Here is a 12,785-nt window from a genome sequence, read left to right on the forward strand (position 1 = left end):
CCCCGCCCCCCCCCCCCCCCCGCCCCCCCCCAAGGAGTTCGCCATGACCCATGCCCGGAAAACCGCAGGAGGCCTGTTCCTGCTGGCCACTGCGTTTTTCCCGGCCTGCGTCAGCGCCTACACGGTGGGCATCAACTCCGGCACACGCGCCGTCTATCTTCGCGTCGGCACCGGCGGCATGTCGGGCGGCGGCGGCCGGTACTCTGCCGGCGGCACGCCCACCAACGTCACCACGGTCAACACCGTGTCAGTGACATTGAACGCCAACGCCGTGGGAACTGGCGTTCCCCAGGCGATGAGCGGCAACGGCAACCTGGTCAGCCAGTTGGACAACTTCGCTTTTTGCAACGCCGGCCAGGTGTACATCGGCGCCTTCATGCGCCTGCCGGCCGATGCTGCCGCGGCCACGGCCACGGTGCGCGCCAACTACGCGGCCAACCTTACCAATGCCGCCGGCGACACCATTGCGATGTCGCAGATCAGCTGGACCAGCAGCGGCAACGGCGACGGCCCGGGCCAGCCCTTCGCCAGCGGCAGCTTCACCGGTACCGGCCAGGCCGTGGCCAGCTTTGGCCGCAATTCGTGGAACGAGAGCTGTTTCTCCTTCAGCTACGCCAATGCCGACGTCGTGGGCGCAGGCACCTACACCAACCGCGTCACCTACACGATCACCGCACCATGACCCGGCGGTCGCGCCTGCTTGCCTTGGCGCTGCTGCTGGCCGCGGCACCCACCGCTTTTGCCCAGACTTACCCGGTGGACGATTCCGCCAGCCAGGTGCTGGGCGGCAACGTGCGCATGAAGTGGGACTCGGTGATTCCCCAGCGCGGGCAGTCCTCGGGCATGACCGGCCAACTGACCGTGCTGGTGCGCCTGGATGTGTCGCCGTGGGTGGGTCGCAACGCCCGCATCTACAAGAAGCTGCCGCCCCAGCCCGCCGGCCCGATCCAGGCCACTTGGACCAGCCGCGGCGTGCTGCAGCCCGGCATCCTGCGCGACGGTGAACGCACCCTGGTCTACTCCGGCACCGTCCTCACCGACCGCCTGGAAGACACGCTGCAGCTCACCCTGCGCGCTGACGGCGACCGGATGCCCGACTATTCGCAAATCACCTTCTCGTTCGAGATCGAACTGGAGTCCCCTTGATGCACCTGTACCCGCGCGCACTGCTGGTCCTGCTCGGTCTGCTGGTCGCCTCAGGCGCGGCCGCGCAGGGCTTCGCCGCGCAGGTTTCGCCGCCCCGCTTTGAAGAAAGCGCCAAGGCCGGCACGACCTTCCGCAACGTGCTGGAAATCACCAACGACTCCGACCAGGCCGCCCGCTTCAATTTCCGTACCGCCGACTGGTCGCTTGACGCCGACGGCACGGCGGCGTTCGCCTACGAACTGGCCCCCGGCAGCTGCCGGCCCTGGGTCGGCATCGAGGCCGCGCAGATACAGGTCCCGGCCAATGGCCGCCGCCGCTATCGCTTCGAAGTGGCCGTGCCCGCCGACGCACCTTCAGGTCAATGCCGTTTCGCCATCATGATCGAAGGCGACCCCACGGCGCTGCCCGAGGGCGGCCTGCAGGTGGCGGGCCGCATCGGCGTCATCGTCTACCTCACCATTGGCGACGGTGCGCCGGTGCTCACTTACCTGGGCACCCGGGTGGCCAGCGTCAACGGCCGCGACCTGCCCCTGGTGAGCGTCCGTAATTCAGGCAATGCCCACGCCCGGCTCGGCGGCTTCCTCGACGCCATCGACGGCAACGGCAAGCGCATCACCGTGTCGCCATCGGCCGACCCCATCCTGCCCGGCGCCACGCGGGAGATCGCCCTGCTGCCGCTGGGCGACGGTCCCAACGCCGCCGAGCCGGTGCTGGTCTTCCCGCTGCGCATCAAGGGCCGGCTGGAGGCGCCGCCGCTGCGCCTCGATATCGACGCCGAAGTAGCCAAATGACCGCAACGCTGGCGCGCCACCCGCTGGCCTGGGCCATCGGTCTATGCGCCGTGCTCGTGGGACAGGCCTCGGCGCAGGCCGATGCACCGGCGACCGTGGACGGCGAGCCCGCGCCTTACCAGGACCGCGTGATCGACGCCGGCAGCCTGCAGGAACTGCCGCCCGACGAAGATGCCGCCGTGGACACCAGCGGCCTGCCCCGATCCATCGATGTGCAGCTGCTGCTGAGCCGCACCGACCGGGGCGGGGAAAGCTTCAACGAACAGGGCCTGGCGCTGGGTGGCTTCTGGGAAACGACCGACCTGGGCGCGTTTTCGCTTGACGCCACCCTGCTGCACTCGGACCGCCAGCGCACTGGCGACCAGGCCTGGGGCGGCAACGCCACGCTGTGGCAGCGTGGCCTGTATCTCGACGGCGGCTGGCGCGGCGACAACGGCCTGGGCGTGCAGAACACCGCGCTGCCCTCGCTTCTGCGCGACCAGTACCGCTTCATCCTGCCCAGCGTGCCGTTCGCGGGCGCCAGTACCGATTGGCGCCGGGAGGGCAGCGGCCTACAGCTGATGGGCGGATACGGGCGCGGCGGCGTCTTCGACGGCGCGCGCGTGGTCGGCTTCGACCTGGCCGATGGCAATGTCGGCACGGCGGGCATGCAGTGGCAATGGGCCCCGCAGTGGACCGGCGCCCTGGCTGCCATGAGCACCGATGGCCGATTGATCCCCGCCGGCGACGGCGGCGTGCTGCTGGACGACCGCCAGACCAGCGCCCTGCTGGCCGCCACCGGATGGCGCAACGCGCGCAATGCCGCCACCCTCACCCTGCAGTCGAGCACGGGCGACCTGGGCGACGCGACGGGCGGCTGGCTGGACGCCACCGCGGACCGCGGCCGGTTCAGCCACCGCTACGGCCTGTTCCGCCTCGATCCCGGCCTGGCCTGGGGCGCGCTGCCGATCGCCAACGACGCCCAGGGCGCCTACTACCGCATTGGCTATTCGTACGCGCGATGGACCTGGAACGTCGGCCTGGACAGCATCGACTCGGTGTCGGGCAACAGCTTCGAAGGCAGCTACGCCAATGTCTTTGCGCGCTACCAGGCCAGTACGCGCACCGGCTTGGGTGGCGGCCTGTACGTTCGTGAATCGGCCGCTTCCACGGCTTACAGCACCCAGCTGTTCGTCGAGCGCGGCCACCGCTGGGGCCAGACGCGCCTGCAGCTTGACCAGGTGGACAACGGCGGCGCCAGCAACAACAGCTGGGAAGCCAAGATCGACCACGCACTGCCGATGCGCCAGGGCACCCGGCTGTCGTTTTCGCTGGGCTATGGCTCACTGTCGTACGACGGCGAGCCGGCCACCGACACCACGTCCGTGGCCGCCATCGGCGGCTTCAACCTCGGTGACCGCGTCAGCCTGGACGGCAGCGCGCGCTACAGCGACGCCAGTGGCCCCGATGCGTTCCGCGGCACCGACCTGAACTTGAACCTGAGCTGGCAGCTGTCGCGCGACTGGTCGGTGGTGGGCAGCCTTTATGAAAACCGCGGCACGCGGCGATCTCCCTTCATCCTGGATCCGCTGGCCCCGGACGATTTCATCGAGATCCCGCGCGACCGCTCGCTCTTCGTCAGCCTTCGCTACCAGCGCCGCGCCGGCACGGTCGGCGCGGTGCTGGGCGGCGCGCCGGGTGGCGCGGTGGGAACCGTCGCCGGCCATCTTTTCCTGGACGAAAACGCCGACGGCCAGCGCGCCGCGTCCGAGCAGCCGGCGGCCAACGTCACGGTGCTGTTGGACGGCCGCTACTCGGTGCGCACCGACAGCGACGGCTACTACGAGTTCACCCGCGTCTCGGTGGGCAAACACGTGGTTACCGTCATCCCGGACAACCTGCCCCTGCCCTGGTTCATCGATGAAGTGACCGACAGGCGAACGGTGGACGTTGCCGTGCGCGAGACGCAGCGGGTGGACTTCGGCGCCCGACGACAGCGCTGAAACACGCCCGGGATGGCGGGTCGCGAAACCTGTCGCGATACGTCAACCCCGTCACCTTCCGACCTCGGCAGGCAGGCGCCCCAGGCACCCCGAAGCCGCGTGGTTTCCGGCCAAGCGCTTGAAAACAAAAGCTTGAAGCCAGCCAACCGGGCGCCGCTGCAGGCGCTGGCCGCCCGGCACGATTATTGCTTTGGCTTTTCCCAATGATTCCCACGCCCACCCGGGCGGCCAAGGCCAGTACCCATGCCACACGCCCAACGCCGCCCCGCGAGAAACCCATGATGTCCCCAGGCAAGGGCGGCCCTACGCAGCCCCTCATCCTCACCCTGGCTGGGCTGGCCATCGCGGCGGCCTTGGCCGTGGGCCTGCAGGCCAGCGAGCGGGCCAGCAGCGCATCGCGCCCTTACGCCTACACCGTGCTGAATGGCCCGACGTCAGCGGCCTGCGGCTTTGACTACATCGACCTCACCCAGTCCGGCGCGCCGGTCACCCTTAAGCTGGTGCGCGCGGATACGGCCAGTGACGACGGTGGCGCGGTGCTGTCCCTGGCCGAACCGTTCGAGCTCTACCAGTCACCCGTCAGCGCCCTGGTGGTTTCGGGCAACGGCTATCTGGCCGCCGCCGAGTCACTGGCCGTGGAAGACGCCACCGACTTCAGCAACGACTGCAGCCTGCCGATGCGCGCCGACAACGCCTCGGCCAGCCAGAACCGCATTTACGTCTACCACGACGACCTGCGCCCGCGCGCCGGCGGTGAGCTGCGGCAGGCTTATTTCCCCGACTGCCCGCGCACCAGCGCCGGGGGTCGGCCGGAAGCCTGCACCGTGGTGGAGTGGAACGGTTTCGAACGGGTGGACCCGATCCCCAGCAGCCGGCCGCTGCGCGCCCAGGCGGTGCTGTACCACGCCAGCCACGCCATTGCGCTGCAGTACGCGTCGGTGGACGACAGCGCGGGCGCCCAGGCCACCATCGGCCTGCAGGGTTTCGACGCGCGCGCCGCCACGCAGGCCGGCTGCGACCAGCGGAGCCAGGTCGCAGCGGGGCAAGCGATCTGCTTCTTCGACCCCCGGCATCGCCCCGGCACCCGCGTGGCGGCAGCGGACTGATTGCACCGGTCGCGTCAGGCCAGCGCGGCCTTCAGCAAAGACCCCACCAAGCCCTGCAGCCGCTGCGAAAGCGAGGCGTCGTAGCGCCCCGTGGCTTCATCCATGTAGGTGGACTGAGCCAGCTCGAGCTGCACCGCATCCACGCCCTCGGCCGGACGCCCGTGGTGGCGCGTGATGTATCCGCCCTTGAAACGCCCGTTCGCCACCCAGCTGTACTCGGACTGCGCCGAGAGCACGGCCTCCAGCCGCCCCTGCATTGCCGGCGCGCAGCTGGTGCCGGCCACCGTACCCAGGTTGAGGTCGGGCAACCGGCCTTCGAACAGGAACGGCAGCGTGCTGCGGATGGAGTGGCCCTCCCACAGCAGCGCCCGCCCATGCAGGCTGCGCAGGCGGGCCAGTTCCGCGCCCAGCGCATCGTGGTACGGCCGCCAGTAGCGCTCTACGCGATCGGCCACCTCGGCGGACGATGGCGCCTGCCCGGGCAGGTAGATCGGCTCCCCGGTGAATCGCTGCAGCGGGCACAGGCCGGTGGTGTTCTGGCCCGGATAGAGCGACAGGTCGTCGGGAGGCCGGTTGAGATCGACGACGTAGCGCGAGTAAACCGGCACCAGCAGCGACGCCCCGAGCTGCCGCGCAAAATCATAAAGGCGGCCGACGAACCAGTCGGTATCGGGCACGCCGCGCGCTTGTGGCGTCATGCGGATGGCGAGGTCCTCGGGCAACGCAATGCCATCGTGCGGCAGGCTGATCAACAGCGGTGCGGTGCCTCGGTGCAGGGTGAAGACGTCCATCGCTCAGGCCTGCGCGGCGAAACGGGAGGGCGCGTAGGGCGCCGGGTCGATCGGCGGCGCGCGGCCCAGCATCAAGTCGGCGATCACCCGGCCGGTGCCCGCGGCCATGCCCATGCCCATCATGCCGTGGCCGGTGGCCAGCCAAAGATTGCTGTGCCGCGGCGAACGCCCCAGCAGCGGCAGGTCGTCGACCATCATTGGCCGCCAGCCACACCATTCTTCGCGCTTGTGCGGGCCCGCAGGCTCGTGCAGGTACTCGGCGGCGCCCCGTTCCAGCGCCGCCAGCCGCGTGCGGTTGAGGCGGTCGTCGTAGCCGCTGAACTCCATCGTGCTGCCCAGCCGGAACCCGTCGTCCCAGGCCGTGACGCAGACGCTGCGCTCCTTGAGCACCAGCGGCCGGCGCGGCGCGACGGCGGGGCGGTCGTAGGTGATGGAGTAGCCCTTGCCCGGCTGGATGGGGATGGCCAGCCCCAGGCTGCGGGCGAACTGCGGCGACCACGCGCCCATGGCCATCAGCACCTTGCCGCCGGTGCGCCGGCCCTCGTTGGTCAGCACGGCATCGATGCCGCGGCGGCCGCTTTCAAACCCGGTGACGCTGACTCCCTCCTCGATCACGCCGCCCGCCTCGCGCACCACGCGCGCCAGTTCGGCGGTGTAGCGGTCGGGACGCAGCTGGGCGTCGCCGGGGAAATGGATGGCGCCGGCCATGCCGGGCCGCAGCGCAGGCTCGTCGGCGGCCAGCGCCGCGCCGTCCAGCACGCTGGCACGGATGCCCATCTCGGCCAGCAGCGGCAGGTCGCGCTGCTGCCGCTCCAGCGCACGGGCGCTGCGGAACACGTAGTGGAAGCCGCTGGCCCGGAAGCCGCAGTCCAGGTCCTGCCCGAACACCAAGTCCTCGGTGAGGGCGCGAGAGAGGTTCAGCAGCGCGCCCTTGGCCAGGCCGCTTGCACGCCAGTCGCGGGCATTGCATCGACCCGCGACCGCCAACAGCCACTTCGCCAGCGCCGGGTCCCAGCGCGGCTTGATGTACAGCGGCGCCGACGGACTGAGCATCCAGCGCAGCGCCTGCCCCACCATGCCCGCCGCCGCCAGCGGCGGCGAATGGCTGGGCGTAAGCGTGCCGCAGTTGCCGTGTGACGCGGCGCCGCCCACCCGGCCCTGCTCCAGCAGGCGCACCGATCGACCTTCGGCCAGCAGGTAATGCGCGCACGCCAGTCCGATCACGCCTCCACCAAGTATCAGGACTTCCGCGTCATCGTCGCTCATGGCGTCATTCTACCCCTCGCGCCCGCACGCCCCGCAGGGCTCATCCGCGCCGCATCGGCGGCAGCTGCAGGTAGGTCAGCGCCCGCCACAGCCACTCCATGGGCCCGAACCGGTAGCGCGCCAGCCAGGCCCGGCTCAGCAGCACCTGCACGACGAAGAACGCCAGCACGTACAGCACCTGCCCCGCCCGCGGCAGCTGCCCGAAATAGCCCAGCCCGTAGCCGTAGAAAACGTAGACCGACACCACCGACTGAGCCAGGTAGTTGGTGAGCGCCATGCGCCCCGCAGGCGCCAGCCAGGCCAGGCGCGCCGCCGCCTTCGCCGAATCCATCGCGCGCACGATCCAGGCCAGGTAGCCCAGGCACATCAACGTGCCACCCATCATTTGCAGGGCCATGGCGCTGCCTTGGCGCAGGTCCATCGTGGCCAGGTCCAGCGTGGGCTTGAGCAGCACTGACGCCAGTGTGATGGCCAGGCCGATCGGCAGCGCTACCCACCGCAGGCGCCAGAACAGCCGGGCGAAGTCCAGGGGCCGCGCCATGGCGCCGCTGCGCACGAACCAGCTTCCCAGCAGGAACAGGCCCAGGATCTGCCAGCCGTAGATCAGCAGCGCGCCCAGTGCGGTCGGCATCGCCAGCAGCCGCTGGTGCGTGGCCTCCATGAACGTACCGCTGCCATAGGCCAGCTGCTGGTCCTGCAGATAGGCGGCCAGGCCGGCGCGCGATTCCGCCTCGGATTTGGCGATCTGCGCGGCGACTTCGGGGATGCCCGCCGCCAAGCTCATCGCCGCACCGCCCAGCACCAGCATCAGCGGCGGCACCAGCATCAGGCCCACGCCCCACTTGGGCAGGCGCGACACCGGCGTTTCGCGGAACAGCAGCAGCATCGCGAAGGCCAGCAGGGCGTAGGTGTTGAGTATGTCGCCGGTCCACACAAAAGCGAGATGCAGCAGGCCGAACACCAACAGGGCCAGCGTGCGCCGAAGGTAAAGCCCGGCAAATGGCCGCCCGGCGTCGGCGGCGCGGGCCATCATCAGCGCAAAACCCATGCCGAACAGCATCGAGAACAGCGGGTAGAACTTTGCCTGCACCAGCACGTACACCAGCGCATCAACCCAGTAGTGGATGCCCGTGTGGGACGGATCGATGCCGGTAACGGCGGTCTCGAAGGGAGCCACGATGCCTTCGATGTTCATCAGGAAGATGCCCAGCAGCGCGAAGCCGCGCAGCACGTCCAGCAGCACCAGGCGCTCTTGGGCTGGAACGGGGGAAATGCGGGCGGCGTCGCTCATCGTTGCGGGTTTCCGGGAAAGACGGGGCCATCATGGTCAAGCCACCCCGCTGCCGCAAGGCAAACGCAGGCACACCAACGAAACGGCCCGCCGAAGCGGGCCGTCGCCAACCGCTGGCTCGCGCGTCAGTGCTGCGTGCCGCCCTCGCCGTGAACGTGGCCGTGGTCGATCTCAACCTGCTCGGCGGCGCGTACGTCGACGATCTCGACCTGGAAGTGCAGGGTCTTGCCGGCCATCGGATGGTTGAGATCCACGTCCACCACCGTGCCGCCCACCTTCACCACCGTCACTGCCCGCGGACCGGCGGAGCTGTTGAGCACCACCTGCTGGCCGGGCTGCAGGCGGGCTTCGCGGAAGTGCTTCTTCGGTACGCGCTGCACCAGGCCTTCCTGGCGATCGCCATAGGCCTGGTCCGACTCCACCGTGGCTTCGAAGCTGTCGCCGGCGACGTGGTCGATCATGGCGTTCTCAAGGCCCGGGATGATGTTGCCATGCCCGATGAGCACGGCCAGCGGTTCGCGGTCCTTGGACGTTTCCACCGGCGGCTGGCCGGGTTCGGACACGGTGTAGTGGAAGCGGACGACGTGGTTCTTCTCGATCTTCATGGGGTTTCCGGGAAAGGGCCGGTGACGCGACCGGCGGGATCGGGCAGACTCGGCCCGTGAAAGCGAGCGCGCATTATCCCGGCGGTTCCGTCCCGGCGCCAGTTCCCGGCGCCTGGGGCGTGGCGCTGCTGCTGGTGATGGCGCTGGGCGCCTGTTCTTCAGCTCCCAAGCGCGCGCCCGCACCGGCCGGCGGCCCGGGCCTGGCCATCACCGACGTGGCGCCGGCCGATCCCTACCGCGCCAACAACGTTCTGATCCGCGCACTGGGGCTGGTGGGCACGCCGTACCGCTGGGGCGGCAACACCCCGGAGGGTGGGTTCGACTGCAGCGGCCTGGTGGGCTATGTATTCCGCGACGCCGCCAGCCTGAGCCTGCCGCGAACCACCGGTGAAATCGCCCGCTTCCAGGCCGCCACGCCGCCGCGCAACCGGCTTGCCTCGGGCGACCTGGTGCTGTTCGGCAAGGGCAAGAGTGTTTTCCATGTCGGCATCTATGTCGGCGAAGGCCGCTTCGTGCATGCGCCCAGCACCGGCGGCACGGTCCGCCTGGATCGCGTGGACGGCCCCTACTGGCGCGACCACTACGCCGGCGCCCGCCGCGTGCTTGATTAATCGCTGTTTTCGGCGGCCAACGGTCCGGGCTCGGGCCTCGACCACAGCCAGATCCCGACGATGGCCATGATGGCGGTGCCGATGGCGGCCATCCACCAGCGCGGCGCGGTGACGAAGAAGATCACCGAACACAGCGCCATCGTGCCGACGGCCCAGCGCTTGGCCGGGCGGCTGACCGCGCCGCTGGCCTGCCAGTCGCGGATCATCGGGCCGTAAAGGCGGTGGGCCAACATCCAGGCATGCAGTTTCTGCGAGCCGTTGGCCGCAGCGTACGCGGCCAGCAGCACGAAGGGCGTGGTGGGCAGGCCCGGCAGGAAGATACCGATGATGCCCAGCGCGAGCGCCGCGTAGGCCAGGCACAGCCAGAGCCAACGCCTTAGCCTTTGCGCTGAAATCATGCCTCGCGCAGGCTCGCCACGGCCTGCTCGATGTCCTTGCTCAGGGCCATCACCTTGAGCGCGTATTCGGCCAGGCGCCGGTCGTCGGGATCTTCCGGTCGCCATGCCGGCACGGCCACGGGCTTACCCTCCACGCCGTCCAGCGCCACGAACACGATCACGCAGTGCGTGCACAGGCGGTCGCCGCCGTCGTGCATCGGGTCGCGGGCGCGTACGTCGATGGCGAAGTGCATGCTGCTGGTGCCGGTGTAGACCAGCTTGGCCGTGACGGTCACCAGGTCGCTGGTGCGGATGGGCGCCACGAAGCGGATGCCGCCCACGGCCACGGTGACGCTGTAGCGGCCGCTCCAGCCGACGGCGGCGGCGTAGCCCACCTGGTCTATCCACTTCATCACCACGCCGCCGTGGACCTTTCCGCCGTAGTTCACGTCGGTGGGCTCGGCCAGGAAGCGGAAGGTCAACTCACGCTGTGCGCCACTCATGCGGTTACCTCTTCGCCGCGCTGCGCGGCACCTGGGCGATTCTAGCCCCCCAGCCCGGCAGCGCCGATGCCGGCCACGGCATCACGGACCGTCCGGCGCCGCATGCGCGCATGCAGGCGCGCGCGCAAGCGGGCCACGGTGCGGGCCAGGGCGATGCGCTGGGCGCTGTCCGCCGCTGCCGGCAAGCCCGCGCGCGCCTCGGTGAATTCGGCGTAAGCGGCCACCACGTGCCGGACCTGCTTCATCAGCAGCTCGAGCATGATCGCGTCGTCCAACAGTCCTATCACCTCCACGTCGTCCGGGATCAGGTCGTCGGGATCGCTGAAATAGGCCAGCAGCCGCAGCACCTGCGTGCGCTCGGGCGGCGGCAGCGCCCAGGCGTCGTCCTCGACCATCGCCAGCAGGCCGGCCACGGCCTCGATCTGGCGACGGATGTAGCCCGGTGCGGCGGCGATGGGCAGGTGGCCCAAAGCATGCCGTGCGGCGTCCACGATGTCGCACTCGTCCGCGCAGGCCACGCGGCGCTCGGCGCGAGCCAGCGCATCGTGGAAGCGGTCAATGTCGCCCGCGTCGAGTTCGAAGGTGATTTTCATGACCCGGATGCTAGCCAGCCTGAACGGATCCTTCACCTGCCATAGGTATTGCTGGCTCAGCGGGCGGGTTTCGCGTACCCTTCGCCCAGTTTGCTGCACGGCTGACCGTTTTCCCCCGGTATGCCCGCCACCCAGGTCTCGAGTCCGCTCGTCCTGCGTCTGGCCCCACTCCGCACGCCTTTCGCTGCGCAAACCCGTCAGGCCCGACTTGGGCCCTGCCGTAAAACCAGCTTCACCAGCTCGCAGCGCGGTTTCAGGGAACGCTCCGGGTTACACAACGGAGTACCACCATGTCTTTTGAAACCCTTGGGCTTGCGCCCGAGCTGAACCGTGCGCTTGCCGAACTCGGCTACGCCAACCCCACCCCGATCCAGGCCGAAGCGATTCCGCTGGTCATGGCCGGCCACGACCTGATGGGCGGCGCCCAGACCGGCACCGGCAAGACGGCGGCGTTCTCGCTGCCACTGCTGCACCGCCTGGCCCAGGCCGGCCCGCAGTCCGGCCCGCGCAAGCCGCGCGCCCTCGTGCTGACCCCGACCCGCGAGCTGGCCGTGCAGGTGCACGACAGCCTGCGCGCCTACGGCAAGCACCTGCGCCTGGCCAGCACCACCGTCTACGGTGGCGCCGGCATGCAGCCGCAGATCGACGCGCTGCGCCGCGGCGTCGACATCCTGGTGGCCACCCCGGGCCGCCTGCTCGACCATCTCGAGCGCCGCAGCGTGGACCTCTCGCACGTGGAGATCCTGGTGCTGGACGAGGCCGACCGCATGCTGGACATGGGCTTCCTGCCCGCGATCAAGCGCGTGATGGCCAAGATCCCGTCGCGCCGCCAGACCCTGCTGTTCTCGGCCACCTTCGAAGACGCCATCAAGAAGCTGGCGATGGAGTTCCTGCGCGACCCCAAGGAAGTGCAGGTTTCGGTGCGCAACGCCGTAGCCACCAACGTCACCCACATCGTCCATCCGGTGGACGCCAGCCGCAAGCGCGACCTGCTGCTGGAAATCCTGTCCAAGCGTTACCAGGACCAGGTGTTGGTGTTCGGCCGCACCAAGCACGGCTGCAACCGTCTTTCCGAGCAGTTGGACAACGCCGGCATCAACTCGGTCGCCATCCACGGCAACAAGAGCCAGGCCCAGCGCCTGAAGGCCCTGCGCGACTTCAAGTCGGGCAAGGCCCGGGTGCTGGTCGCCACGGACGTTGCGGCCCGCGGCCTCGACATCCCGCTGCTGCCGATGGTCATCAACTTCGACCTGCCGATGGTCGCGGAAGACTACGTGCACCGCATCGGCCGCACTGGCCGCGCCGGTGCTTCGGGTGAAGCCATTTCGCTGGTGTCCTCGGACGAAGGCGGCCTGCTGCGCGCCATCCAGCGCGTGCTGAAGGCCGACATCGAAATGGTGGTGGTGGAAGGCTACGCGCCGCAGCGCCCGATCCGCATGGGCAACGACGCGCCGTCGGGCCGCCCGGCCGGCGGCCAGCGTCCGCCGCAGCGCCACGCCCGCCGCCCGCACGTGGGCACCGGCGAGCGCCACGCGCACGCCGGCCCCAAGAGCCCGCGTGACGGCGCGCGTGGCGACGGTGGCCGCGGCCGCGGCGACAGCACCCGCACCGCGCGCTGATCCCTGCCCCTCGCTGTCATGAAAGGCCCGCTTCGGCGGGCCTTTTTTATTGGTTCTTCACCCAAGTGGGTGGTTACGGTGCCGGCGGCACCGCGGAAGCGAGG

General features: G+C 69.7%; 14 protein-coding genes. 7 read left to right on the plus strand and 7 right to left on the minus strand.

Translation table 11 applies throughout. The features are described 5' to 3' along the window. The 5 genes from K0M70_RS12110 to K0M70_RS12130 form a co-directional block, all read left to right on the plus strand. Window positions 1–682: hypothetical protein (locus K0M70_RS12110; protein ID WP_290782286.1), on the plus strand; the 682-nt coding region annotated here is incomplete at its 5' end. Further along, complete coding sequence (locus K0M70_RS12115; protein WP_290782289.1) at window positions 679–1,146, plus strand: hypothetical protein; 468 nt, start codon at window positions 679–681, stop codon at window positions 1,144–1,146. The genes K0M70_RS12110 and K0M70_RS12115, both read left to right, overlap by 4 nt. Next, a complete protein-coding gene (locus tag K0M70_RS12120) occupies window positions 1,146–1,937 on the plus strand; it encodes a hypothetical protein (protein WP_290782291.1) in 792 nt (263 codons plus the stop codon). Before K0M70_RS12115 ends, K0M70_RS12120 begins: the two co-directional genes overlap by 1 nt. Next, complete coding sequence (locus K0M70_RS12125; RefSeq protein WP_290782293.1) at window positions 1,934–3,919, plus strand: carboxypeptidase-like regulatory domain-containing protein; 1,986 nt, start codon at window positions 1,934–1,936, stop codon at window positions 3,917–3,919. The genes K0M70_RS12120 and K0M70_RS12125 overlap by 4 nt, the downstream gene beginning before the upstream one ends. 281 nt (window positions 3,920–4,200) lie before the next feature. Further along, complete coding sequence (locus tag K0M70_RS12130) at window positions 4,201–5,025, plus strand: hypothetical protein (protein ID WP_290782296.1); 825 nt, start codon at window positions 4,201–4,203, stop codon at window positions 5,023–5,025. 14 nt (window positions 5,026–5,039) lie between these two features. Here the strand turns inward: K0M70_RS12130 and hutG are convergent, their stop codons facing one another. The 4 genes from hutG to K0M70_RS12150 all read right to left on the minus strand — a co-directional run bounded on the left by hutG (window position 5,040) and on the right by K0M70_RS12150 (window position 8,978). Then, window positions 5,040–5,816, minus strand: a complete 777-nt coding sequence (gene hutG / locus K0M70_RS12135) for an N-formylglutamate deformylase (RefSeq protein WP_290782298.1) — start codon at window positions 5,814–5,816, stop codon at window positions 5,040–5,042. Window positions 5,817–5,819: 3 nt separating this feature from the next. Beyond that, window positions 5,820–7,082: an FAD-dependent oxidoreductase gene (locus K0M70_RS12140; protein ID WP_290782300.1), complete on the minus strand. Its 1,263-nt coding sequence runs from the start codon at window positions 7,080–7,082 to the stop codon at window positions 5,820–5,822. Between the two features lie 40 nt (window positions 7,083–7,122). Further along, window positions 7,123–8,373, minus strand: coding sequence for a DUF418 domain-containing protein (locus tag K0M70_RS12145; RefSeq protein ID WP_290782303.1), 1,251 nt, complete (start codon window positions 8,371–8,373; stop codon window positions 7,123–7,125). A 125-nt stretch (window positions 8,374–8,498) separates the two neighbouring features. After that, window positions 8,499–8,978 (minus strand): peptidylprolyl isomerase, encoded by a 480-nt coding sequence (locus tag K0M70_RS12150; RefSeq protein ID WP_290782305.1) that lies wholly within the window; start codon window positions 8,976–8,978, stop codon window positions 8,499–8,501. Between the two features lie 119 nt (window positions 8,979–9,097). Here K0M70_RS12150 and K0M70_RS12155 point away from each other — a divergent pair, with 119 nt between their 5' ends. Then, entirely contained in the window at window positions 9,098–9,589 is a 492-nt protein-coding gene (locus tag K0M70_RS12155; protein ID WP_290782307.1) for a C40 family peptidase, read from the plus strand. On the opposite strand, the gene K0M70_RS12160 is transcribed toward K0M70_RS12155, so the two are convergent. From K0M70_RS12160 to K0M70_RS12170, 3 genes are read right to left on the minus strand one after another with little or no spacing between them, the layout of a single operon-like run. Then, window positions 9,586–9,987 carry a YbaN family protein gene (locus tag K0M70_RS12160; protein ID WP_290782308.1) on the minus strand — a complete coding sequence of 134 codons (402 nt, stop codon included), beginning with the start codon at window positions 9,985–9,987 and terminating at the stop codon, window positions 9,586–9,588. The two genes, K0M70_RS12155 and K0M70_RS12160, sit on opposite strands and share 4 nt — an antisense overlap. Then, window positions 9,984–10,469 carry an acyl-CoA thioesterase gene (locus tag K0M70_RS12165; protein WP_290782310.1) on the minus strand — a complete coding sequence of 162 codons (486 nt, stop codon included), beginning with the start codon at window positions 10,467–10,469 and terminating at the stop codon, window positions 9,984–9,986. The genes K0M70_RS12160 and K0M70_RS12165 overlap by 4 nt, the downstream gene beginning before the upstream one ends. Window positions 10,470–10,510: 41 nt before the next feature. Then, a complete protein-coding gene (locus K0M70_RS12170; protein ID WP_290782311.1) occupies window positions 10,511–11,062 on the minus strand; it encodes a YkvA family protein in 552 nt (183 codons plus the stop codon). 290 nt (window positions 11,063–11,352) lie between these two features. Between K0M70_RS12170 and K0M70_RS12175 the strand changes: the two genes are divergently transcribed. Then, window positions 11,353–12,681 carry a DEAD/DEAH box helicase gene (locus K0M70_RS12175; protein ID WP_290782312.1) on the plus strand — a complete coding sequence of 443 codons (1,329 nt, stop codon included), beginning with the start codon at window positions 11,353–11,355 and terminating at the stop codon, window positions 12,679–12,681. The last annotated feature ends 104 nt before the right edge of the window (window positions 12,682–12,785 follow it).

Origin of the sequence: Arenimonas sp. (assembly GCF_019459675.1) — a bacterium.
GTDB lineage: Bacteria > Pseudomonadota > Gammaproteobacteria > Xanthomonadales > Xanthomonadaceae > Arenimonas.

What these genes read in the sequence shown, in the direction of transcription:
- K0M70_RS12115 (WP_290782289.1), top strand. Translation starts at nt 679, where the DNA reads ATGACCCGGCGGTCGCGCCTGCTTGCCTTGGCGCTGCTGCTGGCCGCG.
- K0M70_RS12175 (WP_290782312.1), top strand. Translation starts at nt 11,353, where the DNA reads ATGTCTTTTGAAACCCTTGGGCTTGCGCCCGAGCTGAACCGTGCGCTT.
- K0M70_RS12130 (WP_290782296.1), top strand. Translation starts at nt 4,201, where the DNA reads ATGTCCCCAGGCAAGGGCGGCCCTACGCAGCCCCTCATCCTCACCCTG.
- K0M70_RS12160 (WP_290782308.1), bottom strand. Translation starts at nt 9,987, where the DNA reads ATGATTTCAGCGCAAAGGCTAAGGCGTTGGCTCTGGCTGTGCCTGGCC.
- K0M70_RS12125 (WP_290782293.1), top strand. Translation starts at nt 1,934, where the DNA reads ATGACCGCAACGCTGGCGCGCCACCCGCTGGCCTGGGCCATCGGTCTA.
- K0M70_RS12140 (WP_290782300.1), bottom strand. Translation starts at nt 7,082, where the DNA reads ATGAGCGACGATGACGCGGAAGTCCTGATACTTGGTGGAGGCGTGATC.
- K0M70_RS12170 (WP_290782311.1), bottom strand. Translation starts at nt 11,062, where the DNA reads ATGAAAATCACCTTCGAACTCGACGCGGGCGACATTGACCGCTTCCAC.
- K0M70_RS12120 (WP_290782291.1), top strand. Translation starts at nt 1,146, where the DNA reads ATGCACCTGTACCCGCGCGCACTGCTGGTCCTGCTCGGTCTGCTGGTC.
- K0M70_RS12150 (WP_290782305.1), bottom strand. Translation starts at nt 8,978, where the DNA reads ATGAAGATCGAGAAGAACCACGTCGTCCGCTTCCACTACACCGTGTCC.
- K0M70_RS12165 (WP_290782310.1), bottom strand. Translation starts at nt 10,469, where the DNA reads ATGAGTGGCGCACAGCGTGAGTTGACCTTCCGCTTCCTGGCCGAGCCC.
- K0M70_RS12145 (WP_290782303.1), bottom strand. Translation starts at nt 8,373, where the DNA reads ATGAGCGACGCCGCCCGCATTTCCCCCGTTCCAGCCCAAGAGCGCCTG.
- hutG (WP_290782298.1), bottom strand. Translation starts at nt 5,816, where the DNA reads ATGGACGTCTTCACCCTGCACCGAGGCACCGCACCGCTGTTGATCAGC.